Genomic DNA, 24,503 nt, shown 5'->3' with positions numbered 1-24,503 from the left:
TGAACGTCCAAGCCCGTCGATGCAAGGCTGGTGGGCCCGGGATCCATCCGAAAGAGGAAAGATTCCGTGGCGATCCTGTCATCGATGGATGATCGCAGGCCGGTGTCCTGAAACGAAAAAACCGGAGCGCCGCGTAAGGCGACGCTCCGGCTTGCCGGAAATTGCGGACCGATCCGACGCCGTGGGGTCGTCGGGACTCAGCCCCGCCGCAGATCCAGCGTCATCGGGAATTGCGGGTTGCGCTCCTCCGCCGGGCTGTCCATCGGGCCGGGGGTGTGGCCGAAGGGGAAGAAGCGGGCCAGACGGCGCCCTTCCGCCTCGTTGGCATTGACCGGGAAGGTCTCGTAGTTGCGTCCGCCCGGATGCATGACGTGATAGGTGCAGCCGCCGATGGACCGGCCGGCCCAGCTGTCCAGGATGTCGAAGATCAGCGGGGTGTGGACCGGGATCGTTGGATGCAGGCAGGAGGGGGGTTGCCACGCGCGGTAGCGCACGCCGCCGACGAACTCGCCCTCCACCCCGGTCGGGATCAGCGGCACGCGCCGGCCGTTGCAGGTGATGACATGGCGGGCGTCGATCAGGCCGCTGACGCGGACCTGCACCCGCTCCACCGAGCTGTCGACATAGCGCACCGTGCCGCCGCCGCCCGGTTCTTCGCCCAGGACGTGCCAGGGCTCCAGCGCCATGCGCAGTTCCATGGTGATGCCGCGCTGGTTGACATGGCCGTAGACCGGGAAGCGGAAGTTGAAGTGCGGCGCGAACCAGCTGTCCTCCAGCGGATAGCCATGGTCGCGCAGATCCTGCAACACGTCGGCCATGTCCTGCTGGAGGAAGTGCGGCAGCATGAAGCGGTCGTGCAGGTCGGTGCCCCAGCGCACCAGACGGCCTTTGTAGGGATGCTTCCAGAAGCGCGCGACCAGCGCCCGCATCAGAAGCTGCTGGGTCAGGCTCATCTCCGCATGCGGCGGCATCTCGAAGGCGCGGAACTCGACAAGGCCGAGGCGACCGGTGGAGCTGTCCGGCGAATAGAGCTTGTCGATGCAGAACTCCGCCCGGTGGGTGTTGCCCTGCACGTCGACCAGCAGGTTGCGCAGCACCCGGTCGACCAGCCAGGGCGGGCAGTTGCCGCTCGCCGCTGCCTGATCGATCTGGTTGAAGGCGATCTCCAGCTCATAGAGCTGGTCGTCGCGCGCCTCGTCCACCCGCGGCGCCTGGCTGGTCGGGCCGATGAACAGGCCGGAGAAGACGTAGGACAGGGCAGGGTGGTTCTGCCAGTAGGTGATCAGGCTGCGCAGCAGGTCGGGGCGGCGCAGGAAGGGGCTGTCGGCCGCGGTGGCGCCGCCCATCACCACATGGTTGCCGCCGCCGGTGCCGCAATGGCGCCCGTCGATCATGAACTTCTCCGCCCCCAGGCGGGACTGGCGCGCATCCTCGTAGAGGGTGATGGTGTTGCGCACCAGATCGTCCCAGCTGTGGGCCGGGTGGATGTTCACCTCGATCACGCCGGGGTCCGGGGTGACGGCCAGCGAGTTCAGCCGCGGGTCCTTCGGCGGCTGGTAGCCTTCGATGACCACCGGCATCTCCAGCTCGACCGCCGTCGCCTCGATCTCCGCCAGCATCGCCAGATAGTCTTCCAGCGTGCTCATCGGCGGCATGAACAGGTGCAGGCGCCCGTTGCGCGCCTCGCAGCTCAGGGCGGTGCGCACCACCCACCAAGCCGACTTGCCGTCCTCCGGCAGTTCGTCGCGGATTTCCGCCATGATGCGCTGGCGTTGGGCGATCCGCTTGTCCGTGTGGACGCCGCGGTCGGATTCCTGAACGGCGCCGCGGATCTCCTGCCGGCGCTGCACCGGATGCGGCGGCAGCGGGCCGCGATCTTCGAACGGGTCGGTTTCCCAGGCATAGGGATAGTCGGACTTCGACACCCAGGGCAGGGACCCCAGCGGCAGGCGGTAGCCGACCGGGCTGTCGCCGGGGATCAGCAGCAGCTTCTCCTGGCGCAGCGGCCATGTGCTGGAGAGCCAGACCGGACCCTGCTGGGTCATGCGGCGGTTGATCGGCATGACAAATCCCACCGGCTCCGCCAGGCCGCGGGTGAAGACGCGGGTCAGCCGCTCCCGCTCCTCCTTGTCCTCCAGCTTGCTGTTCAGCGGATCGACATTGATGGGAAGCTGCGATTCCTTGCGCAGGTAGTGCCAGGGATCCTCATAGGCGCCGAGCACGAGGTTCGGGTCGAGGCCCAGCCGCTTCGCCAGCGCCATCAGGAAGACGCCGGCATCCTGCGCCGTGTGGCCGTAATCGGTGTCCTCGCGTGCCAGCAGGTCGCTGTTTGCCCACAGCGCCCCGCCGTCTCGGCGCCAATAGACGGTCATCGCCCAGCGCGGCAGGGATTCGCCGGGATACCATTTGCCCTGGCCGAAATGCAGCAGTCCCCCGGGGGCGAAGCGCGCCATCAGCCGATGGATCAGGTCGGCGGCCATCCTGCGCTTTTGCGGACCGAGCGCCGTCGTGTTCCACTCGGCGCCGTCCATGTCGTCGATGGACACGAAGGTCGGCTCGCCGCCCATGGTCAGGCGGACGTCCTCGGCCTTCAGATCCTCGTCGACGCGGTGGCCCAGCGCCTCGATGGCCGCCCATTGCTGCGGGTTGTAGGGCTTGGTGACGCGCGGCGCCTCGTAGATGCGGGTGACCGACATCTCATGGCCGAACTCGACCTCCGCCTCATCGACGAGGCCGGAGATCGGGGCGGCGGAAGACGCATCGGGGGTACAGGCCAGCGGGATGTGCCCTTCGCCCGCCAGCAGGCCGGAGGTCGGATCCAGCCCGACCCAGCCGGCACCGGGGAGGAACACCTCCACCCAGGCATGCAGGTCGGTGAAGTCGCTTTCCGGACCGGACGGGCCGTCCAGCGCCTTCTGGTCGGCGGTCAGCTGGATCAGGTAGCCGGAGACGAAGCGGGTGGCGAGCCCCAGGTGACGCAGGATCTGCACCAGCAGCCACGCCGAATCGCGGCAGGATCCGGTGCGCTTGGTCAGCGTCTCCTCGCAGCTCTGGATGCCGGGTTCCAGCCGGATGACGTAGCCGATGTCCTGCTGAAGCCGCTGGTTCACCGCCACCAGGAAGTCGATGGTCGGCGTCTTGTCCCGCGGGATGTCGGTCAGGTAGGCGGCCAGTTCCGGACCCGGCTCCTCCGTCTCCAGATAGGGGCGCAACTCGCGTTGCAGCCAGTCCTCGTAGGCGAAGGGGATGTGGCTCGCCTTCTCCTCCAGGAAGAAGTCGAACGGGTTGATCGCGGCGATCTCGGCGACCAGATCGACCTCGACAACGAACTCGCGGGTCTTTTCCGGGAAAACGAATCGGGCCTGGAAATTCGATTGCGGGTCCTGCTGCCAGTTCAGGAAATGCTGCTTGGGCGTGACCTTCAGGGAATAGCTGAGGATCGGTGTCCGGCAATGGGGCGCCGGGCGCAGCCGGATGATCTGGGGGCCGAGGGAGACCGGCCGGTCGTAGCGATAGATCGTCTTGTGGTTCAGCGCGACGTGGATCGCCATTGAAAACCCCGCCTCATGCCTGTTCGATGATGTTCGCGCCATGGTTTGGTCCAGGGTCGCAACCGCAACGGTAACACCGATAAATCCGCCCCGACAGGGTGCCCCGGCGCCGATCCTACCGCAGTTGCGAAAAAGTCACGAAGTTGCCTGTGACGCGCGCTGCGGCTTTCTTCCGTTCGCGTTACCCTTTATATCCTAAGCGAACGGGCTGGCGTTGCGGCGGGGATTCGCGTCTGGATGGTGTCGGTGGCGGCTTTTTCATCAGCGGGCGGCAACCGGGGTTCCGGCGGTATGGGCGACGCGGGTCCGGGCGGCGCCGGGCGGGGAGTCGTCACCGGAAAATATTTCAATTTCAAGCCGCTGCCGCCTCCGGCCGACATCCTCGGCAACCCGCTGGTCGTGCCCAACCTACCGACGCACAAGCTGCCGAAAGAGACCTTCGGCAGCCGGGTGAAGCGCTTTCTTGCCAAAATGAATCTGGGAAGCCAGTCGGCGGAGACCCGCCTGCGCTGGAAGCTGTACGACACCATCCAGGCGACGATGGCGTCGCTGTCGCCAGCCGTCACGCTGGTTGCGGAGAAACGGGCGCCGGCAAAGAGCAAGAAGCTGTCGGTTCCCATCGTCGTCGTGCGCCATCCCTATCACCTGCGCCATGTGTTCGAGATGCTGCCGAACATCTCCGACACACATGCGGCGGAACGGCGTTTTCTTGAGTTGCTGATGACCCGTGCGCTGAAGCGCTACGGCGAGCAGATGGCGCTGATCAAAGGCAGTCCCTTCTCCTTCGAGCATGAAGCACGGGAGTATTTTTTCGCCGGCTTCCGGCTGGAAAAGCAGATCAAGAAGGTCAACAGTCCCGACGAGCGCTTTGCCGCGTTGCAAGCCATCCACACCAGCTATTTCCACGGCCGAAATTATTACTATTTCGCTCTGCTCCGGCGGGAAAAGCTGGCGCCCGACAACAAGCTGTTCATGCTGTTCGCCCGAGCCGTCTATTTCATGGCCCGTGTCGACTGGAATGGTGAGCTGCTGGACAAGCCCAACCCGCGCATGCTGCCCAGCCGCGACGACATGCTGTTTTTCGTGGAGCGTGACAAGTCGGTCGTGACGCGCTATCGCACCGACCAGGATTTCCAGCGTCAGGTCAAGGCCGTGCTGGAGGCTTTCCCCGCTTCGTGACGTCCCGTTTCCCCATCCAAGGTTTCCTGCGATGCGCGCCCTGTCCCTGGTTGGCGGTTTTCTGGCTGCCGGCTCCCTGCTCGCGGTCATGACCGCGGTCCCCGCCTTTTCGGCTTCGGCGGAGGCCCCGTCGCCCGAAACGGCGGCTCCGGCTGCGCCCGCCTGCGAAGCGGCGGAGACCCCGGTGGCGCAGCTGATGTGCCGCGATCCGAAGCTTGCGGAGGCCGGTGCGGCGATGGATGCCGCGCTGGCGGCGCTGGGGACCACCACCGACGACACCGGGCGTGCGGCGATTGCGGATGCCCAGACCGTCTGGCGGGCACGCCGGGACGAGGCCTGTCAGGTAACCGCGGCCGATCTTGCCGACTCGAAGGCCAGCAAGACCCGCAGCGACTGCCTGTTGCGCGTTCTTCGCCAGCGCACGGCCGCGCTGGAGACGGAGCGTCAGGCGCGCTCGCATCCGGTCGGCGACCTGCCGCTGTCCGTCACCGGTGCCGCCGCCCGCCGGTTCGACGCACCCGAGCCGCATATCCCGCCGTTCAGCCGCAAGGTGGCCCTGTCGACGCTCGCCGGCCGCTGGGCCAAGGCCGATCCGACCGACCGCGCCGCCATCGACGATTGCCGCAGCTCCTATCTGGAGATTGGGGCAGACCGCGGCCTGCATGCGGTGGATGCGCGGCTGCCGCAGTTTCCGCTGAATGGCACGCTGGCGGCCGACGGCGATCCGCTCCGGGGGGTGGCGCTCCTGCCCGCCGGTCCGGCGGAAGGCACCCCGGCACCCCTGGCGACCCTGCGGCTGTTGCCGGCCGATTCGCCGCGCCTCGACCGGCTGGTCCTGCGCATGCAGCCGCCGGCGACCTTCGCCGCTGAATTCGTGCGCTGCCGCTAGAGTCTGTCTGATGCTTATTGAAGCACCAGACAGACTCTAGCCTCTTGTTTTTCCGTGTGATTCACGCTTCAAGCGATTCCGCTTGAACCGATCGCACTCTAAAGCCGCGACAGCAGGAAGCGGACGGTCAAGGACAGCCGTTCGCCCGGCGGCAGGGCGATCACGCCGGCATCGGGTTCCTGCGGGCGGTTCAGCGCATCGGTCATGTGGGTGACCGGCTCCAGGCATAGGTAAGGCTCGTCCGCCGGAGCATAGACGATCAGGTGAGCGGCCGGCCCGTCGGCGAGCATGGTCAGGCGCAGCCGCTCCTGCGGGCGGTCGAGCGTCGCCGAACCGCTCCAACCGGTGAAGCCATTGTCCAGCGCCACACGGTCCATCGTCACGCCGTGGCGGAAATCCCAGGCCGGGGGCAGCGGGCGCTTGCGGCAGGGCAGGATGGTCTCGTCATTTTCCCACACGCTGCCGACATCGGCGGTCACCCGGCTGCCCGGCGTCTTGACGAAATAGGGGTGCAGGCCCAATCCGGCCGGCATGTCGCTGTCGGCCTCGTTGATGAGGTCCAGGGTGACGGTCAGACCCTCGCCGTCCAGCGCCACGGTCTGCGCCGCGCGATAGCTCCAGGGCCAATCGTCCGCCCGGTGGGTGAAGCCCATCCGCAAGGCATCGTCGGTCACAGCCTCGACGTTCCACGGGGTTGACCAGCCATGGCCGTGGATGCGGTGCGGCGATCCGGGATCGGTCGCCAATCTCACCTCGCGCCCCTGGAAGACGAAGCGGCCGCCGCCGATGCGGTTGGAAAAGGGGACGAGGGGAAAATAGGCCATGTCGGGGGCGAAATCTCCGGCCAGCGCCCGGTCGGACGCCCGCCGGAACAGCTCCACCGGACCATCGGGGGTGGACAGGCTCCAACTCGCCAGCGAGCCACCGCAGTGGGGGGCCGCCGTGACGGTCATCGGCCCGTGTCGCAACGCAATGATGGTGCCGTTCCGGATCATGCGTTTCTCCCATCGTCAGCGTTCCGATTTTTTATCGCACATGCGAAGAGCGAAGGGAACGGGCCCCGCAGTCAACAGGCCGCATGGCGCAATGCTGACACAACTCTTGTGTTTTTGATGAAAAATGCGGGTATCGTACACCCGTCATTTACCCTCGCTGCGCAACCATGCTTCTCCGGCGGTATGTTCCGGCGGTGTGCCCTGGCCGGTGCTGCACGCCGGCTCGATCGACAACACAGGCGCGGCGCCGTTGTTGCGCCCCGGCTGCACCATCCGCCACCTGATGGAAAGGCCCTGAGTGTCCAGTCCCCAGCTCAGCCGCGCAATCCCGACACCCCAGCCGGCCATGGCTATGCTCGATGAGGCGGAGCTGTGCGGCGCGCTGGCGGATTACCATGCGCTGCCGGCGCGTCTGGTGATCGGGGTGGCGATGCGGTCGTATCTGGACCCGCTGCTTCTGACGCCGACGGAACTGATCCATCTCGCCAAGCCGCTGAAATCCTGTCTGGAGCAAGGCTCCCTGGTCGAGGCGGCCATCACCAGGATCGCGACGATCCAGGCCCGCGCGCCGGGGCAGGATCTTCAGGTTCGCCGCCGCGCCATCCGCGCGGCGGTGGACGAGAGCTGGGCTAAGGCTCGGGTCGCCCAGGTTGCCTTCGCCGCCATGCCGCGCGGCCGCACCTCCGTCGACTGGCTGCTGTCCCAGGGGAGCAAGACACCGACCGGCGATGCGGATTACGACCTGCGCGTCGCCATCGGCCTGGAACTTGTCGACCTCAAGAGCTGGAACGGCAAGCTGGACCGGCTGCTGGAACTGCACCAGTGGGATCGGGACGAACGGCTGGCTTCGGCCGTCGATGGGGTGATCGGCGACATCCTGGCCTCGTCCGCGGCAGGTGTGGAGCTGTTCGGTGCCAACCTGCTGCCCGGCGCGCTGCTGGGAACCCTGTGCGACCTGCTGTTCGGCCGGATCGGCATGGAGGCCATCGGACCGAACCGCGTCGGCGTGCTGAACGCCCTGTTCCGCCAGAACAAGCTTCCCCAGGCCAAAGCCGCGGTGCTCGACCGCATCCGCCGCCAGTTGAAGGCGCCCCAGCCGCTGGGCCGTGGCGCCTTCGACCAGGAGGCGGAGATGCTGAAGACGCTGGTCGGCCATCTGCTGACCCGCGACGGGCTGATCGGCGGTGCGGCGATGGCCGATGCATTGACCGTGCGCTATTCGCGCCGGCTGGAGCAGGGTGGAGCCAGCGCCTATCGCCGGTCGATCGTCGGGCTTGGCGAAGGGCAATCGGACCTGATCTGCCGCATCCATTACCTGACCCGCGTCGCTGCGGCCCCCGCCGCCGAACGGCATGCCGACGAGATCGTCGCCTCGCTGGAGGCTGCCGTCTGCAACGAGCTGCTGATCGAGAACATGCTGGTGCAGACGCCCGACACGGCTCTGCTGGAGCGGGATTTCATCCGCGCGCTGGCGGCGCTCCGCTCCGCTCCGCTGCCGGCCGACACCTGCGAGCGGATTGCCGCAAAAGCCGAACGGGCGGTGGACGATTATGTGAAGACCGGCCAGCTCGCCGTCCGCCTGCGGCAGGTGGAGCCGGTCCTGCGCCGCCGCACCGTCCGGCTGGCGGAGGTCGCCTGCTCCGGTCTGATCCGCGAGGACGGGGCGCTGCCGCTGATGCGCCAGCACATCCTTGAGATCGTCCGCCAACCGCAGTTCCAGGCCGAGCTTGCCCAGCCGGAGAGCGAGGTCGCCCAGGCCGAGGTCCGGCGCCTGTTGGAACTGCTGGACCGGCTGCGCCAGTTGGCGACGGCACCAGCCCCTCCGCCCGTTCTGCCGCCTGTTTTCCCAGCCCTCGTTTCCGCCGCCCCCGTTTCCCCGGCAGCCGTGCAGCCCACCGTGGATGTGGCGCAGCTTTCGCCCCAGGGTCCTTCGCCGCAGGGACCTCCGCCGAAAGGCATGCGCGGTGCCGAGACCATCCTTCACCCGGTCAGCCGCCAGCCGGCAGGAACGGCATCGTCGAAGCCGGTTTCCGGGGTGAAACCCGGCCTGTGTCCAAGCTGCTACACCATCCAAGGGAGCGCTGGCACCTGTGCCGCCTGCGGTTTCCCCGAAAAGTCCGACAACCGGCCGGGCGTGCATCTTGTGCCCGGCACGCTGCTGCATGGCCGCTACAGGGCCGGGAGGGTGCTGGGGCAGGGCGGATTCGGCGCCACCTATCTGGGCTGGGACGACCGGTTGCAGGTGAAGGTGGCGATCAAGGAATATTACCCGGCAAACCTGATCGCCCGGATTCCCAACACCGCTGCCGTTTCCCCCTTCTCGGACGAGCATGCGGAGACCTTCGCCGCCGGCCTGGAGAAGTTTCTGGAGGAGGCGCGGACGCTCGCCCGACTGCGCGACGTGCGCGAGATCGTCGGTGTCCAGGACTTCTTCGAGGAGAACGGCACCGCCTATCTGGTCATGGAGCTGCTGGAGGGCCGCACCATGAAGAAGTATCTGGTCGACAGCGGCGGACGCATCGACGTGAAGCGGACCCTGGCCGTTGTGATGCCGATCGCCAAGGCCTTGCAGGCCATCCACGACCAGGGGCTGATCCATCGCGACATCAGCCCGGACAACATCTTCCTGACCAATGGCGGCGACCGCAAGCTGCTGGACTTCGGTGCCGCGCGGCAGACCGCCCGTCCGGGGGCCGGCATGACCGTGATCCTCAAGCCGGGCTATGCCCCGCCGGAGCAATATTCCAATGAGGGGCGGCAAGGCCCCTGGTCCGACGTCTATGCGCTTTGCGCCACCATCTATCTGGCGCTGACCGGCCGTACGCCGCCCGACGCCACCGCCCGCTTCATGAACGACAAGGTGCCGAAGCCGTCGGAGCTGGGGGTGGCGCTGGTCCCCGGATTCGAGAAGGTGCTTCTGTCGGGGCTGTCCATGCGCTGGCAGGACCGGCCGCAGTCGATGAAGGACCTGCTGCGGGCCATGACCAACGCGCTGTCCGGCGGCTGAAGCCGGCATCCGGGTTCGGAATCGGTGCGCAACAAAAAAGGGACCGGCGAACCGGTCCCTTTTTTTCGGTCGGCTGATGCGGCGACGTTACTTCACGTCGGCAGCGACCTGCATCTTGATGATCTTGTCCGGGTTCGAGACCTCACCGTTGCGCTTGCTGTCGCCCTTCTTGATCATGTCGACGAACTCCATGCCCTCGACCACGCGACCCCAGACGGTGTACTGGCGGTCCAGGAACTGGGACGGTGCGAAGCAGATGAAGAACTGGCTGTCGGCGCTATCGTAGCTCTGCGCACGGGCCATCGACAGGGTTCCGCGGATGTGCGGAACGGCAGAGAATTCGGACTTCAGCTTCTGGCCGGAGCCGCCCATGCCGGTGCCGGTCGGGTCGCCGGTCTGGGCCATGAAGCCGTCGATGACGCGGTGGAAGACGACGCCGTTGTAGAAGCCCTGGCGGGTCAGTTCCTTGATGCGGGCGACGTGGTTCGGCGCCAGGTCGGGCCGCAGTTCGATCACCACGCGACCGTCCTTCAGGTCGAGGTAAATGGTGTTTTCCGGATCCAAGGCCTTCGCCTCCCCTTGAGAAACTGTAAAGAACGAGACAGTGAAGATTGTGGCGAACAGAGCCGCCAGCAATGCGCGGGTCCACCGCTTCATGCGAAACACTCCGATGAGCCGAAATCCGCGCCCCGGACCATAGGGGAAAAGCGGCGGAATGCAAAGCCGCGCTCGCGGGAAGTTCGACCGGCCGACCAATCGATAGGCGGGCCGGCCGGTCTGCCACCCGAAAGATCTGCCAAAGGTCACGGATGACGGCCGCTCGTCCGGGTGTTCATCCGGGCGTGGACGTGGCATGCCGGTTCTGACGATCGAACGGGAAGGGGTGGGGGCATTGAGGCTGGGGCGGGCGATAGCGGGGACAACGGCGGTGGCGGTGACGCTTGGCGTCGTCGGGCTGGGCGGGGTGATCCTGGCCGGCCCGGCGCTGATCGGCGCCACAGCGACCGAAGCGCTGCGCGGGACCGGCTTCACCGGTGCCGTGGTGACCGTCACCGGACTGCGCATCGCCGACGGATGGCAGGGGCTGCGGCTGGAAATCACCGGCGACAGCGGCCCGCTCGAAGCAGCGGCCAAGGCGCTGGATTTGCCAATGTCGGGCCGGCTGATCCTGTCCGGCGCGCTGGTGGTCGGGACGGATGGCGGCGCCGTGACCGTCACCCCCGACGGCTGCCTGCCGGCCAAGGCGGAAGGGCTGACGGTTTCCGGCCAGCGTCTCGACCTGCCGCAGGGGGCGACGCTGTGCGCCGTGCAGAAGGGTGAGCTTCTGCGCTGGGCGCCCGGTTCCATGACCGTCGCGGCAGAGCTGCAAGCGCCGCGGCTCGACATGCCGACGAGCAGTCTGCGGGCCGAGCAGGTCGTGTTGCGGCTGGGGCAGGAGGGCACCGGACGGCGGGCGAATGCCGCCGTCGCGCGGTTGACCAGCACAGCCAAGCCGGCACCCGTCGTACCGCTGGCCGTGACAATGCAGGCGGTTCAGGCGGGGGAGGGCCCGTGGACCATCGACGGTACCGCCAAGGGCGCAAACGGTCTTCTTACGGTCGGTCTGAACGGCACCTATGACCAGACCGCCGGTACCGGACGGCTGGAGGCGGTGGCGAAGCCGATCCGCCTCGCCGAGAACGGACCCGGTCTCGCCGCGGTCTCGCCGTTGGGTGCCACCTTCCTGGAGAAAGCATCCGGCACGCTGTCCGGCAAGGCGACACTCTCCCTGACCCCAAAGGGCCTGACCACGGCCGGCCAAGCGGTGGTCAAGGGATTGGCCGGCGCCGCCGGTCCGGTGACGGTCGCCGGTGTCAGCGGCACGGTCGCCCTGTCCAGCCTGTCGCCGCCGGTGATCCCGGTCGGGCAGAAGCTGTCCATCGGCCTGCTGGATGTCGGCATTCCGCTGACCGATGGGACGCTGCTGTTCGGTTATGGCCGTGACGGGCGTCTCGATGTCGACCGGGCGGAGTGGCGCTGGGCCGGCGGCACGCTCCATGCCGACCCGTTCGAACTGTCGCCCGACAAGCCGAAGGGGACGGTCACCCTGCATGCCGCCGGCATCGATGCCGCAAAGCTGCTGGAGGTGATTGCCGTGGATGGGCTGGAGGCAAGCGGCAAGCTGGCCGGCACCCTTCCCGTGGTCCTTGCCGGCGATACGGTCACGTTGAACGGCGGTGTCCTCGAATCGGCGGGGCCCGGAACGCTGCGTTACGACCCCGCCCAGCCGCCATCCGGCCTGAAAGGGGAGGAAGGCAGCCCAACCGCCATGCTGATGGGCGCCCTGACCGACTTCCATTACGAAATCCTGCGGATCACCATCGACGGGCAGGCCGGCGGCGAACTCAACGCCGGCTTCTCCCTGCGCGGGGCCAACCCGTCATTCTACGATGGCTATCCGGTTGCGCTTAACCTTAAGCTGTCCGGCGCGCTCGACCGGATTCTGCGCCAGAACCTCGACGTCTACCGGATTCCCGACACATTGCGGGAGCGGATGACCGGCTCCGACCAGAAGGACCACTGATCGCCACCATGGTTACCAGACTTTCCCACACAGGCCTGACAGCTGCCCTGCTGATCTCCGCCTCCGTTGCCGCCTGCGCCCCGACGGTGAAGATCGAGGCACCCGACAAGCCCATCGAGATCAACCTGAACGTCCGGATCGAGCAGGAGGTGCGGGTCAAGCTGGAGCGCGACGTCGACGACGCGATCCGCAACGACCCCGCCCTGTTCGGTCTTCCCACCGACACCGCGCCTTCTTCGACGAAGGGGAAGAAGTGATGACGAGAAGCCCCATCAGCCGCCGGCATTTCAACCGGCTCGCACTCTCCACCCTGGCTGCCGGACTGCTGGCGGTCGCGATGCCGCAACTGGCGCTGGCCCAGGATGCGCTGGCCGCCGCCAAGGCCGCCGGGCAGCTGGGCGAGCGTCCGGACGGGATGGTCGGCGTGGTTCCGGGCGCGCCCGCCTCCGCCCAGGTTTTGGCGCAGCAGGTGAACGCCCAGCGCCTGGCCCGCTATCAGGAGATCGCCAAGGGCAACGGCACGGCGTTGGACAAGGTCCAGGCGGTTGCCGGCCAGCAGTTGATCGAGCGCACCCCGGCCGGACAATTCGTGATGACCGCCGCGGGCGAGTGGCAGCGCAAGTGACCTCGCCGCCGCCGACCCTTAAGGAGAGCGACAAGGGCGCCATCGCCGACCTGCGCCGCCGCCTTGCCGGCAAAGCGGGCGACGCGGCGTTACTGTCGGCGCTGTTCGCGGCACTCGACACGCTGGGGCAGGCCGGCACGCCGGAGGAGGCGGTCGCCCGCTCCAACCTCGGCGAAACGTTGCGGCGTCAGGGCCGCCTTGCGGAGGCGGAGGCGCATCACCGCAAGGCGCTGGATTGGCTCCCCGATTTCGGCGGCAACCACTATAATTGGGGTGTGACCCTGCAGGCGCTCGGCCGTCCGGCGGAGGCTGCCGCGGCCTATGGCGAAGCCGCCCGGCTGATGCCCGGTTTCGCACCGGCGCCCTGCAACCAGGGTGTTCTCCTGCGCGAGCTTGGCCGGCTGGACGAGGCGGAAGCAGCGCTACGCCGGGCGTTGGAGCTTGACCACGCGCTGGTGCCGGCCCGGCTGGCCCTGGCCGCCCTGCACCGTGACCGCGGCGATCTGGATCGCGCCGCTGCCGGTTTCCGTGCCTGCCTGTCTCTGATGCCCGATCTGGCGGAGGGACAGGCCAACCTTGCCCTTGCGTTGAAGGAGCGCGGCCAGCGCGGCGGCCCGGCGGAAGATGCGGCTGCAAGCATCGTCGGCTTCGACCGCGCTTTGCGCATCGGCCTGCCCGATGCCGGTGGCGTGCTGGCGCAGCTGGTACAGCAACGCCGCCATCTCTGCCGCTGGGCTGGGCTGGGCGCGTTGTCCGCCCGGCTGGTCGATCTGGTACGGGAGGGGCGGACGCAGCAGGCTTACCCCTGGATCGTCCTGGGGGAAGGGGCGGGGCCTGCGCTGGAGCGTGCCTGTGCCGAGCGCTATTCCGGCTGGAAGACGCGGGGCATCCGGCCCGGCTTTCCGAAGCGCACCGACCGCGGCGCCAAGCTGCGGATCGGTTATCTCTCCACCGATTTCCACGAGCATGCCACCGCGGTGCTGATTGCCGAGCTGATCGAACGGCACGACCGCGACCGCTTCGAGATCATTGGCTGCTCCTACGGCCCCGACGATGGCGGGCCGTTGCGCAAGCGGCTGGTCGCCGGGTTCGACCGGCTTCTCGACCTGTCGGCCCTGACCGACGAGGCCGCAGCCCGGCTGATCCATGAGGCAGGCGTCGACATCCTGGTCGATCTGAAAGGCCACACCCAGAACGCCCGCCCGGGCATCGCCGCATACCGGCCGGCGCCGGTTCAGGCGCAGTGGCTCGGCTATCCGGGCACGCTGGGCAGCACGGCCATCGACTACGTCATCGCCGACGCGGTGGTGGCGCCCGCCGATCACCAGCGTTTCTACTGCGAGCGCATCGTCCATCTGCCCGACAGCTACCAGCCGAACGACAGGCAACGCTCCATTGGGCCGACACCGGGCCGCGCCGACTGCGGGCTGCCGGCCGAGGGATTCGTCTTCTGCGCCTTCAACGCGCCCTACAAGATCGGGCCGGACCTGTTCGGTCGCTGGTGCCGGATTCTGCAACGCGTGCCGGGATCGGTCCTGTGGCTGCTGGACGGGCCGGCCGAGGTCGCCGCCAACCTGCGGGGTGCGGCTGCGGAGCGCGGTGTCGCGCCGGAACGCCTGATCTTCGCTCCGCGCCTTCCGGGACCGGCGCATCTGGCGCGCCACCGGCTGGCCGACCTGTTCCTCGATTCAGCCCCGGTCGGGGCCCATACCACGGCGAGCGACGCGTTGTGGGCCGGGCTGCCGGTGCTGAGCGTCCCCGGCCGGTCCTTTGCCGGGCGGGTCGCCGCCAGCCTGCTGCGCGCGGTCGGTTTGCCCAAACTGGCGGTGGCGGACTGGGATGCCTATGAGGCGACGGCGCAACGGCTGGCGGAACAGCCTGCCGAGTTGGCCGCTCTGAAGCTGCGGCTGGAGCAGGCCTGCGCCACCGCTCCGCTGTTCGATACCGACCGGTTCGCCCGTTCCATCGAATCGGCGTTCGCGACCATGTGGGACATCCACGCGGCGGGAGAGCCGCCGCGCGGATTCGCCGTTCCGCCTCAGGGATAGGCGCAGCGGTCGGCGGTCACCTCGACGAAGGAGCGCTGGGCCGCGGCGATGGTGAAGCGGTATTCGCTGTTGTCGACCACCAGCGACTGGTGCAGAGGCAGAACGCCGCTGACCGTGGTGCCCTTGCCGCCCATGCCGGTGATGCGGATCGTCACCGGCTGGCCCGGATCGAACCAGCTTTCGGCGTTGCCTTGCGGGTTGTGCGCCGATTGCCCCTCGCCGGTGACCGTGACGGTTCCATTGCCGAAGGTGACGCCGCGTGCGCCGCCCTTCAGCAGCGGGGTGCTCAGCGTGAAGCGCTTGGTGTCGGTCGGCTGGCAGTTTCGCGGCACCTGGGCCTGCGAGATGACAAAGGCGAGGCGGTTGGCGTCCAGCCCGCTTTTCAGCCGCTCCCCCACCAGCTGGCTCAGCTTGGCGAGATCGCCGGTCGGCACCTCGCGCTGAAGGCGGCCTTCCAGTTCCGCCGCGCGTGCCTCGGCGGTGCGGGCGGCATGCTGCATCTGACTGGCGAGCAGTTCCAGCTCCGCCTTCTGGCGCGACAGCGTGGCGATCTCCTCGCGCAGGGTCACGTCGCGGCCCTTCAGCTGCTCGATTCCCATCTGGTAGGAGAAAAGCCCGACCCCCAGCACGAGTGCCGCCAGCAGCATGAACTTGATCGCGCCGGCCCGCATGCGCTTGCGGTACCGTCTTTCGTAGTCGTAACGTCCCAGGGTCATGATTTCGGTCGTGGCGGGCTGTCTCGTCGGACCTTAATGGCTAATGGCAACGGCCAGGGGATGCAACCCCCTGGCCGTTGGTTTGTGCCGTCTTATCCCGAGGAAACGCTATTACTGGTTGGCCGACCCGCCGCCCAGGAAGCTGGCGTTGATGCCCGGGCTCTTGAACTCGCCGACATTCTTGAAGACCAGACGGAAGAAGATGGTGTTGCCATCCTTCTCGCCGGTGGTGCTGATCGTGTAGTCGCGCCGGGCGATGGTCTGGAACAGCAGGCATTCGTCGCCATAGGTCAGCACGGCGAGGCTGGAGCGCGGACCCGGCTGCGGTTCCATCGCCTGGGTATGGGCGATGCCGATGTTCCAGCGATCGGTGAACTGCGAGGAAACGCCGAAGTTCGCCTGCTCCACCCGGTTGCGGGTGACCGCGGTGCGGGAGGTCGTCTGGTCGACATAGGTGTAGGAGGTCGACACACGCAGCAGCGGCACGCCGGCCGAGGCGTTCAGCGAGTGGCGGCGCGGACGGAAGGTCTCGTGATCGACGCGGAAGCCGTAATTGACGTCCAGCCAGTCGGCGGGCTGCAGATCCAGGCGGCCGACATAATCGGAAACCCGCTCCTCCAGGCCCGAATCGCCGGAGAAACCGGCGCTGCTGTCGCTCAGGCGAATGCTCTGGCCCAGGAACAGGCTGGCCGATCCCTGGGTGTAGCCGTAGATCGCTCCGCGCAAGCCGTAGGTGAAGCGCATGCCGTCGTCCAGCCGGTCGATTCCGGTGAAACGGTTGGGCTGAAGCAGGTTCACATCGTCGAACTCGACATCCAGGCTGTCTTCGTTCGGGAAGAGGCGGCCGTTCGGCAGCTTCGGCGCAAAGGTCAGCTGGCCGATGGGCTCCACCAGCTGGGACGAGCTTTCGCCATAGCGGACGAAGGGATAGCGGACGGTGGCCTGCCCCTGCGGGAAGAAGCGGAAGCGGCTGATGGTGTCGTCGCCGCGGACCGTCGGGTCGTTGTAGTTGAACTGCTGTGCCTTGTAGCCGGCGACCAGCACGCTGCCCGACAGGGTCGTCACGAAACCGGCGTTGGAGACGATGTTGCGCTCCCACCCCGGCTGGACCATGACGCGCTGGGTGTCGGGGCCGGCGTTCCGGAAGCGCGACACCGCCAGCAGGCTCGTGTCGAAAGACCAGCGCCCCCCCAGCAGGCTGCCCGGTTCGCCCAGCGCGTTGTACTGCGCATAGGGCAGGGTAACGGGCTCCGGAATCGGGTTGCCGTACCGCATGTCCTGGAAGCTGTAGCCGGTGATCGCCGCATAGTTCCGGCCGTGGAAGCCTTCGACGAAGGCCTTGCTGGTCAGGTAATCCTCGCGGAAATCGTAATAGCGCCGCAGGAAGGTCGGGTCGCTGGCCCGCTTGATGTCGAAGCCGGCGCGCCACGTCTCGTCGATGTCGAACAGGCCGCGCGCCGCGACATAGCCGCGGGTGCGCGTTTCCTTCGGCACGATGGTGGTGTTGGCCACGTCGCCGCGGGTGATGGCACCTTCCAACTCCAGCCGGCCGCTCTCAAACCGCTTGCGGTACTGGCCGCCGAGCAGGGGCCCCTGCTGCGAGTAGTAATGCAGGTCGAAGGTGGCGTCCTGGTCCGGCGCGATGTCCCAGTAATAATGGGTCTTGAGGATCGCGCCGAGATTGGAGCTGTTGCCGAAGGACGGCGTCAGGAACCCGCTCTTGCGGTCCACCGACGGATCGGGGTGCGACAGATAGGGCGTGTAGGCGACCGGGATGCCGAAGATCTCCATCGTCGCGTCGCGATAGCGGACCTCGTGCTCCTCGTTGTCGTGCACGATGCGCACGGCGCGGATCTGCCACAGCGGCGGACGGGTCGGGTCTTCCTTGCACAGGTCGCAAGGGCTGTAGACGCCGCGGCTGACGCGCGTCAGGCGGCCCTCGCGCCGCTCACCCTCGTTGCCGGCCATACGGCCGTTATCGGTCATCAGGACACGGATGTTCTCGATGAACACGTCCTTCAGATCGTCGGTCAGCTCTGCGTAATCGGCGAAGACGATGTCGCCCGACGGCTCCACCAGCCGGATCTTGCCGGTAGCGGTGACGACCTTGGTCTTCTGGTTGTAGGTGATCTTGTCGGCGTGGACGCTGCGCTTGCCCTGGGCCAGCTCGACATTGCCACTGGCGGTGACGACGCTGTTCACCTCGTCGAAGGTGACCTGATCGGCCGTCAGCAGGACGGGGTCCTGTTTCGATTCGGTGCCGCTCGCGCCGGTCTGGGCGGCCGGAGCAGCGGGCTTGCTGCCCGGAAGCGGCCCATCGGCCGGCTTGGGAGTCGGCTTTGGCGTCAGCGCCTGCTTGGCCGGCGTCTGGGCATGGGCCGAATCCGGAAGGGCCAGATCCACGGCGGCGACCCCACACGCCACCATCAGCCCGACGATGCCGGAGCGCAGGATGGGGTTGGCGACGGTCGGAGCTTTGGCGCGGGCGCGCCGGGAGACGTGCTTGGGCATGTCGGAACGATTGGGGGAAGCGAAAGCCCAAGTCAACGGTTTCAAGACCCTTCCGCGGGCAATGTCACCGTGTCGCCGTCCCCCCTGTGGCAGCGCTGCCGCAGCCGCCGTGCCGGAACCGGCTTCGGGGGCTGCGGTGCTTCATCCAACGTCTCTCAATTCACCCGGAAGTTCTTGAACTGCCAGGGATCGTCCTCGTCGATGTCTTCCGGGAACAGGACATTGCGGTCCTGCAGCGGAGTCCAGTCGCCATAGGCGCCGACAACCTCGCCGAGATAGGGGGTGGCAATGTCCAGCACCCGGCGGAAGTCGACCTCGTCCGGTTCCACCAACCCCCGATTCGGGTTCTCCAGCGTCCAGACGATGCCGCCGAGAACGGTGGAAGTCACCTGCATCGAGGTCGCGTTGTTGTAGGGCGCCAGCGAGCGCGCCGTGTCGATGTCCAGCCGCGAGCCGAACCAGTAGGCGCCCTTGGGATGCCCCATCAGCAGGACGCCCAACTCGTCCATGCCGCCGGTGATCTCATGCATCATCAGCCGCTGCTCGGCCTGCATGTTGTAATTCTTGCCGGCCAGCTCATGCAGCGACATCACCCCGTCGTCGCAGGGGTGATAGGCATAGTGGCAGGTCGGCCGGTAGACGACGCGGTCGCCGTCGCGCACCGTGAAATAGTCGGAGATCGAGATCGCCTCGCTGTGGGTGATGAGGAAGCCGTGGAACGGCCCCTCCAGCGGGGTCCAGGTGCGCACGCGGGTCGCCGCGCCGGGGCGCATCAGGTAGATGGCGGCGTCGCAGCCGAATTCGTGCCGGCGGCCGTCGGGCGGCAAGTCCTTCTCGTGCGTGCCCCATCCCAGCTCGGCCGGCTGGCAGCCTTCGCTGACGAAGCCGTCGATCGACCAGGTGTTGACGAACTCGCCGATCCGCTTGGGCTGGTTCGACACCTGGGTGTCGCGCTCGGCCACATGGATGGTCTTGATGCCAAGCCTCTGCGCCAGCCGTCCCCAGCCGTCGCGGTCGGTCGGGACATCGGTTTCCACGCCGGTGTCGGCGGCGATGTTCAGCAGTGCCTGCTTGACGAAATGCGACACCAGACCCGGATTCGCCCCATGGGTGATCAACGCGGTCGGGCCGCCCTCGTAACGGCCGCGTAGCGCCAGCGCCGATTCGCGCAGCGCATAGTTGGAGCGCAGCGACGGCGACAGGCTGGAATCGGTGTAGCCACCCGCCCACGGTTCGGTGCAGGTGTCGGTGTAGAAGGCGCCGACCCGCTGGCAGAACTCGATCAACGCAAGCGACGAAACGTCGACCGACAGGTTGACCAGGAAATCGCCCTTGTCGATCAGCGGCTTCAGAACCTGGAAGAAATTGTCGTTGTCGAGCGGGTTGTTGTGGAAGGCGACGCCGTAAAGCTCCGCTTCCTCGCGCCCGCGCTCCTCGGCGGTGACGATGGTGATTCGGTCGGCCGTAAGTCCGTCGATGTGACGGAGAAGCAGCGGCAAGACACCCTGGCCAATCGAACCGAATCCAACGATGACCATGCGGCCTGTGAACGTGCAGAGCTTCGTGTCCAGGGCCATGATTTTTTGTCTCCCCGAGGTAGTTTAGGCCGACGACATAACCCGGCGCTCCCGCCCACTTCGGAGAAGCGGAAACGGGACGCGCCGGGCAACTGAATGTTACGGATGTCTTTACGCTTTATCCACAGAAACCGGCTTCGCCTTCAGGCAGCGCAGGAGCGAAGCTGGTAACCGGGAGTGGCGAGCAGGGGGGCGTCCGACACCTCGACGACGCGCGCCTGGTCGAAGCCGTTGAAGGCGGTGCGCAGGCAGGAGCCATAGGCGCCGAGCTGCCCCAGCTCGATCCAGTCCCCGGCCTTCACGTCGGCCGGCAGGTGGAAGGGGCCGGCCATCTTGTCGGCGCTGTCGCAGGTCGGGCCGTAGAAGCTGAAGGCCTCATCCCCGGCATCGGTCATCGCCTCGAACGGGCGGATCAGCCGTGCCGGGAAGCGGAAGCCGGGCACGCCGGCGTCCGACAGCGCGCCATAGACGCCGTCATTGATGAACAGCTCGCTGCCGCGCCGCTTCACCACCTGAACCACCAGCGAGACGCCGGGGGCGACCAGCGCGCGGCCGGGCTCGCACCACAGGCGGCACTGCGCCGGCAGGTCGATGGCGGCGATGCCGCGGGCGATGGCGGCCATGAAGTCGCCGAGCGGCGGCGGGGTGACGCCCGGATAGGACACCGGGAAGCCGCCGCCGACGTCCAGGACGTCGAGGTCGATGCCGCTCTCGGCGATGACATAGCCGGCCAGCGCAATGGCACGCTCATAGGCCGACGGGTCGAGCATCTGCGAGCCGACATGGAAGGACAGCCCGACCTTCGCCGCCGCCGCGCGGGCGGCGCGCAGCAGCTCCACCGCATCGGTGATGGCGGCGCCGAACTTGCCGGACAGGTCGTAGACGGCGTTGCCCTTCGGCAGCGACAGCCGCACGACGAGGCCGAGGTCGGCGGCGCCGTCCGTCTCCTCCAGGATCTTGTCCAGCTCTTCCCGGCTGTCGAGGACGAAGTCGCGGACGCCATACTGGTGATAGGCGTTGCGGATCGCCTGACGGCCCTTGACCGGGTGCATGTAATGCAGGACGGCGTCCGGGAACATCTGGCGGATCAGGCGGATCTCACCGGGGGAGGCGACGTCGAAATGGCGCACGCCGCCGGCCCACAGGGCGCGCAGCACCGCCGGCTCGGGGTTGCACTTCACGGCATAGAGCACGTCGCCGCCACGGGCGACCGCATCGGTCGCACCGGCGAATGCCTTCAGGAAGCTGTCGGCGGTGTCGGCCAGCACGCCGGGACGGATGCAGTGCATCGGCTCTTCCGGGCGGTGCAGGGCGACGGCCTGCGCCACGGTGGAGCGGCGGCCGGTGGACAGAGAAACGGCGCTGCTGTCGTTCAGGCCGACGCGGCGCAGCGGGGTGACGGCGGAACGGGAACGCAGGAAACCCATGGCGCACTCCTATCCCCGGACGGCGGCGCGCAAGCCGGTCCGGTGAGCAGACGGCGATCCCCGGCCGCGTCACGAGCCGGCCAGCACAGGACTGGGCGCGGGTGGCGCAGCGGAATCGGCGATCGATCGGATTTTGGAAGGGGGGGAGACGGAAAAAGCCGGTGCGAGCAGCGGCCCCGGGCTGTGAAGCTCCAGGCAACAGCGCGTCGTTTACCGGCTAAAGGGCTACCGTCTCACAGCCCCACCGTGGGCAGCGTACATACTGACCTCCCTCTCGGGACCGACCCACTGGAATGGTCGGTTCTGCCAAAAAGGACGCGGTACGTCGTAGCATAACCACAGAGGGCCATAGGCACGTGCGGGTGCGTCGTGCCGATTGATTTACGCTTTTCCGCCCGTGATTCAAGTGAATTTTTTGAGGCGGGAATGGGGCGGATTCAGGCCGCCTGCGCAGCTTCCGGCTCGAAGGGCGGGAAGCGCGCGGCGATGGCGTCGCCGGTCGGGGTGGCCACCCAACCGTCGGGACGGCCGAAGAAACGGATGGTGGTGAAGCGCGGCTTCGGCCCCATGTCGAACCAGTGCGGCGTGCCGGCGGGAATGCTCAGCAGATCGCCGGCCTCGCACACCACGCGGAAGACGCGGGCCTTCAGATGGATGTAGAAGGCGCCGGCACCCTCGACGAAGAATCGCGCCTCGTCCTCGTCATGGGTGTGTTCGTCCAGGAATTTGGCACGCAATGCGGCGATGCCATCCGTCTGTGGGGTGACGCGGACGACATCCGCCGTGAGGAAGCGGCGCGCCTGCTTCAGCCGCTCGATGGGGACAGCATAGGCGTGCAGCACGGCATCCGCATCGCTATCGGCGGGGAGGGGCGTATCGGCGTTCCAGCGCTCGCATAGAATACCGGCATGGGCGAGATGAGCCGCGATCAGGGCCGCATCGGACGTGCGGAGTTCCGGCCGGCGGGCATCGCTTTCCAGATATACGGTCAGATCGCTCACCGCGCGCACTCCCGCCGAATGGACACGCACACCGTGAAGCGCCGTCCGGCGCAGCGCAATAAGCCGAATCGCAGCCGCGACCGTTCGCCGCGCATCGGCGGCTGTACCGCAGCTCGGCCGTCAGCGGCTGCGTTGCAGGCCGACCGTCACCCCCACCGCAACCGTCAGCAGAAGGCTGACGAAGGCGGCCACCCCGGTCCAGCCATAGCCATGCCAGAACAGCCCGCCGAGCGTCCCGGCGAGCGTCGAGCCCAGGTAATAACAGAACAGATAGATGGAGGAGGCTTGGCCGCGCGCCATCGCGGCGCGGCGGCCGATCCAGGCCGACACGATGGAATGGGCGCCAAAAAAGGCGAAGGTGAACAGGGCGATGCCGAAGGCGATGACGAACAGGCTGTCGATCTCCATCAGCGCCAGCCCGGTCACCATCAGGGCCACCGCCGCCGCCAGCGTGCGGTTCGATCCGAATCGGCCAGACCAGCCGCCGAACAGCGGGGAACTGACGACGCCGAAGCTGTAGACAAGGAACACCGCGCCGACGATGGCCGGACGCAGTTCGAACGGCGGCTCGCTCAGGCGGAAGCCGATATAGTTGAAGACGGTGACGAAGCCGCCCATCAGCAGGAAGCCGAGCGAGAAGAGCCCGAGCAGAGCCGGATCGGTCAGCAATCCACGCCAAGCCCGCACCAGGGCCGGCAGCCCGGCGGCGCGGCGGACAAAGTGCCGCGACGGCGGCAGGGCGAACCAGACCGTGACAGCGGCTGCAACCGCCAGCGCACCGACCACCCCGACCGCCAGCCGCCAGCTGCCGAGATCGGTGAGGACGGCGGTCAGCACCCGGCCCGACATGCCGCCGATGGCCGTCCCGCCGATATAGAGTCCCATGGCGACGCCGGCCGACTTCGGATCGACCTCTTCGGAGACGTAGGCCATCGCCACAGCGGGCAGGCCGCTCAGTGCCAGACCCTCCAGCGCCCGCACGGCCAGGAAGCCATGCCAGCCCGGAATCAGTGCGCCGACGATCCCGAGGATGCCGGCGCCGAGCAATGCCGCGACCATCACCGGCTTCCGGCCGATCCCGTCGGAAATGGCGCCGGCCACCAGCAGCGCCACCGCCAGGATGCCGGTGGTCAACGACAGCGACAGGCTCGATTCCGCCGGCGTTACACCGAACTCGCGCACGAAGTCGGGCAGCAGCGGCTGGACACAATAGAGAGTGGCGAAGGTGGAGAAGCCGGCGACGAACAGGATGCGGCTGGCGCGCCGGTAGGCCGGAGTGCCCGACACCAGGTAAGCGGGCGATTCATTATCCTGCTCTGCCACAATCCCTCACTGCCAAAAAGCCCTGCTGCGCTTCAGAAGATTCGCCACGCTGCCATGCGAACGGCCGGCGGACATTGTGCGCCGAGGGAAAAATTGTCCAAGCTCCCAAAGTCTTGTCCGTCATGCTCCGGACGCAATCCGACGACATCCGGTCCCCGACCGGGATAGCCGGTGCGGAATCGAGTCCAGCCGATACTTGGCTGCTTCGCGGCTTTTCAGGGTTTGATTTCCGTTCTATGGTCCATCGGAAACGGTTCGAACACCGTGGCTGCGGCAGCCGCAGTACGATCGATTGCTCTCCTTTTGTCGAGACCGGTAATGGAAAAAGAATATTTCGTCGATGATTACGAGAAGCTGGTTGCGGCTTTGAAGAGCGTCGATCCCATCGATGTGGCGATGAGCAAGGCGGTTGGCGGGGCCTACGAGATTTTCGGCCATATCGAATGCCAGGTGCTGGAGCAGCATGGATTGGCGAACGGTATGTCCGTTCTGGATTTCGGATGTGGCAGCGGTCGTCTGTCCACGGCGCTGTCACAGAAGTGGGGTGTCGAATATCTCGGGGTGGACGTTGTCGACGATCTTCTTCGGTTCGCCGCCTCCAAGGCACCGCCGCATTACCGATTCCTTTTGAATCACGGGCTGTCCATCCCGGTGCCCGACGCCTTCGCCGACATCTGCTGCGCCTTCAGCGTCTTCACCCATCTCAGGCACGAGGATTCCTTTCTGTATCTGATGGACCTCGTGCGTGCCGCGAAGCCGGGCGGTCGCATCATCTTCTCGTTTCTGGAATTCGCCGATCCGAACCACTGGACGATCTTTACCGACACGGTTGCGGCCCGTCGGCAGTCGGTCCTCCCGCACCTGAACGTCTTCATCGAACGCAATGCGATCTCGCGCTGGGCCGCCCACCTGGGGTGTCCGCAGGTCGCCTTCGTCGATTCCCACGACCCGCGCTGGGGCGGCCATGCCCTGGGACAGTCCGTCGCCGTGCTGACCAAGCCGGCTGCCTGAGCAGAGCCCCCGATGCGCGGTATCATCGGGGGCACCGACGATGGCCGACTCCATCCGTACCGACCGGCGCTGTGGCCTCG

The 24,503-nt window shown here is 67.2% G+C and carries 17 protein-coding genes; 8 read left to right on the top strand and 9 right to left on the bottom strand.

All coding sequences use genetic code 11. From position 1 onward, the window contains the following. Positions 1 to 197 precede the first annotated feature (197 nt). Positions 198 to 3,551 (bottom strand): DUF2126 domain-containing protein, encoded by a 3,354-nt coding sequence (locus tag VH569_RS16175; protein ID WP_423316253.1) that lies wholly within the window; start codon positions 3,549 to 3,551, stop codon positions 198 to 200. 291 nt (positions 3,552 to 3,842) lie between these two features. Between VH569_RS16175 and VH569_RS16170 the strand changes: the two genes are divergently transcribed. Together VH569_RS16170 and VH569_RS16165 are read left to right on the top strand one after the other, a co-directional pair. Next, the gene (locus VH569_RS16170; protein ID WP_423316252.1) at positions 3,843 to 4,730 is read left to right on the top strand and encodes a hypothetical protein; all 888 of its coding nucleotides are present in this window, start codon (positions 3,843 to 3,845) and stop codon (positions 4,728 to 4,730) included. A 31-nt stretch (positions 4,731 to 4,761) separates the two neighbouring features. Further along, positions 4,762 to 5,619, top strand: a complete 858-nt coding sequence (locus VH569_RS16165; RefSeq protein WP_423316251.1) for a lysozyme inhibitor LprI family protein — start codon at positions 4,762 to 4,764, stop codon at positions 5,617 to 5,619. Between the two features lie 98 nt (positions 5,620 to 5,717). On the opposite strand, the gene VH569_RS16160 is transcribed toward VH569_RS16165, so the two are convergent. Then, positions 5,718 to 6,614 carry an aldose 1-epimerase gene (locus tag VH569_RS16160; protein WP_423316250.1) on the bottom strand — a complete coding sequence of 299 codons (897 nt, stop codon included), beginning with the start codon at positions 6,612 to 6,614 and terminating at the stop codon, positions 5,718 to 5,720. Between the two features lie 346 nt (positions 6,615 to 6,960). Here VH569_RS16160 and VH569_RS16155 point away from each other — a divergent pair, with 346 nt between their 5' ends. Next, complete coding sequence (locus tag VH569_RS16155) at positions 6,961 to 9,621, top strand: serine/threonine-protein kinase (protein WP_423316249.1); 2,661 nt, start codon at positions 6,961 to 6,963, stop codon at positions 9,619 to 9,621. An 87-nt stretch (positions 9,622 to 9,708) separates the two neighbouring features. Here VH569_RS16155 and VH569_RS16150 read toward each other — a convergent pair whose 3' ends face one another. Then, positions 9,709 to 10,278 carry a peptidylprolyl isomerase gene (locus VH569_RS16150; RefSeq protein ID WP_423316248.1) on the bottom strand — a complete coding sequence of 190 codons (570 nt, stop codon included), beginning with the start codon at positions 10,276 to 10,278 and terminating at the stop codon, positions 9,709 to 9,711. Positions 10,279 to 10,474: 196 nt separating this feature from the next. Here VH569_RS16150 and VH569_RS16145 point away from each other — a divergent pair, with 196 nt between their 5' ends. From VH569_RS16145 to VH569_RS16130, 4 genes are read left to right on the top strand one after another with little or no spacing between them, the layout of a single operon-like run. Beyond that, the gene (locus VH569_RS16145) at positions 10,475 to 12,184 is read left to right on the top strand and encodes an intermembrane phospholipid transport protein YdbH family protein (RefSeq protein WP_423316247.1); all 1,710 of its coding nucleotides are present in this window, start codon (positions 10,475 to 10,477) and stop codon (positions 12,182 to 12,184) included. Between the two features lie 8 nt (positions 12,185 to 12,192). Beyond that, positions 12,193 to 12,441, top strand: coding sequence for a YnbE family lipoprotein (locus VH569_RS16140; protein ID WP_377809366.1), 249 nt, complete (start codon positions 12,193 to 12,195; stop codon positions 12,439 to 12,441). Beyond that, complete coding sequence (locus VH569_RS16135; protein WP_423316246.1) at positions 12,441 to 12,809, top strand: YdbL family protein; 369 nt, start codon at positions 12,441 to 12,443, stop codon at positions 12,807 to 12,809. The genes VH569_RS16140 and VH569_RS16135 overlap by 1 nt, the downstream gene beginning before the upstream one ends. Next, entirely contained in the window at positions 12,806 to 14,857 is a 2,052-nt protein-coding gene (locus VH569_RS16130; RefSeq protein ID WP_423316245.1) for a tetratricopeptide repeat protein, read from the top strand. Before VH569_RS16135 ends, VH569_RS16130 begins: the two co-directional genes overlap by 4 nt. Here VH569_RS16130 and VH569_RS16125 read toward each other — a convergent pair. From VH569_RS16125 to VH569_RS16100, 6 genes are all read right to left on the bottom strand, one after another. Beyond that, positions 14,848 to 15,573, bottom strand: coding sequence for a hypothetical protein (locus tag VH569_RS16125; protein ID WP_109051560.1), 726 nt, complete (start codon positions 15,571 to 15,573; stop codon positions 14,848 to 14,850). The genes VH569_RS16130 and VH569_RS16125 overlap by 10 nt on opposite strands. A gap of 111 nt (positions 15,574 to 15,684) precedes the next feature. Continuing rightward, positions 15,685 to 18,084 carry an LPS-assembly protein LptD gene (locus VH569_RS16120; protein ID WP_423316244.1) on the bottom strand — a complete coding sequence of 800 codons (2,400 nt, stop codon included), beginning with the start codon at positions 18,082 to 18,084 and terminating at the stop codon, positions 15,685 to 15,687. Between the two features lie 155 nt (positions 18,085 to 18,239). Further along, complete coding sequence (locus VH569_RS16115) at positions 18,240 to 19,661, bottom strand: homospermidine synthase (RefSeq protein WP_098739819.1); 1,422 nt, start codon at positions 19,659 to 19,661, stop codon at positions 18,240 to 18,242. 143 nt (positions 19,662 to 19,804) lie between these two features. Further along, positions 19,805 to 21,088, bottom strand: a complete 1,284-nt coding sequence (locus VH569_RS16110; protein WP_423316243.1) for a type III PLP-dependent enzyme — start codon at positions 21,086 to 21,088, stop codon at positions 19,805 to 19,807. Positions 21,089 to 21,525: 437 nt separating this feature from the next. Further along, entirely contained in the window at positions 21,526 to 22,089 is a 564-nt protein-coding gene (locus VH569_RS16105; protein WP_423316242.1) for a 1,2-dihydroxy-3-keto-5-methylthiopentene dioxygenase, read from the bottom strand. Between the two features lie 120 nt (positions 22,090 to 22,209). Further along, on the bottom strand, positions 22,210 to 23,412 hold the full coding sequence (locus VH569_RS16100) for an MFS transporter (protein WP_423316241.1): 1,203 nt from the start codon (positions 23,410 to 23,412) through the stop codon (positions 22,210 to 22,212). Positions 23,413 to 23,730: 318 nt separating this feature from the next. On the opposite strand from VH569_RS16100, the gene VH569_RS16095 reads away from it, so the two are divergent. Further along, positions 23,731 to 24,423, top strand: coding sequence for a class I SAM-dependent methyltransferase (locus VH569_RS16095; protein WP_423316240.1), 693 nt, complete (start codon positions 23,731 to 23,733; stop codon positions 24,421 to 24,423). Positions 24,424 to 24,503 lie beyond the last annotated feature (80 nt).

It is taken from the genome of Azospirillum sp. 11R-A, assembly GCF_049472615.1.
In the GTDB taxonomy this organism is placed as follows: Bacteria; Pseudomonadota; Alphaproteobacteria; order Azospirillales; family Azospirillaceae; genus Azospirillum; species Azospirillum palustre.
This window is presented reverse-complemented; position numbering and strand designations above follow the sequence as displayed.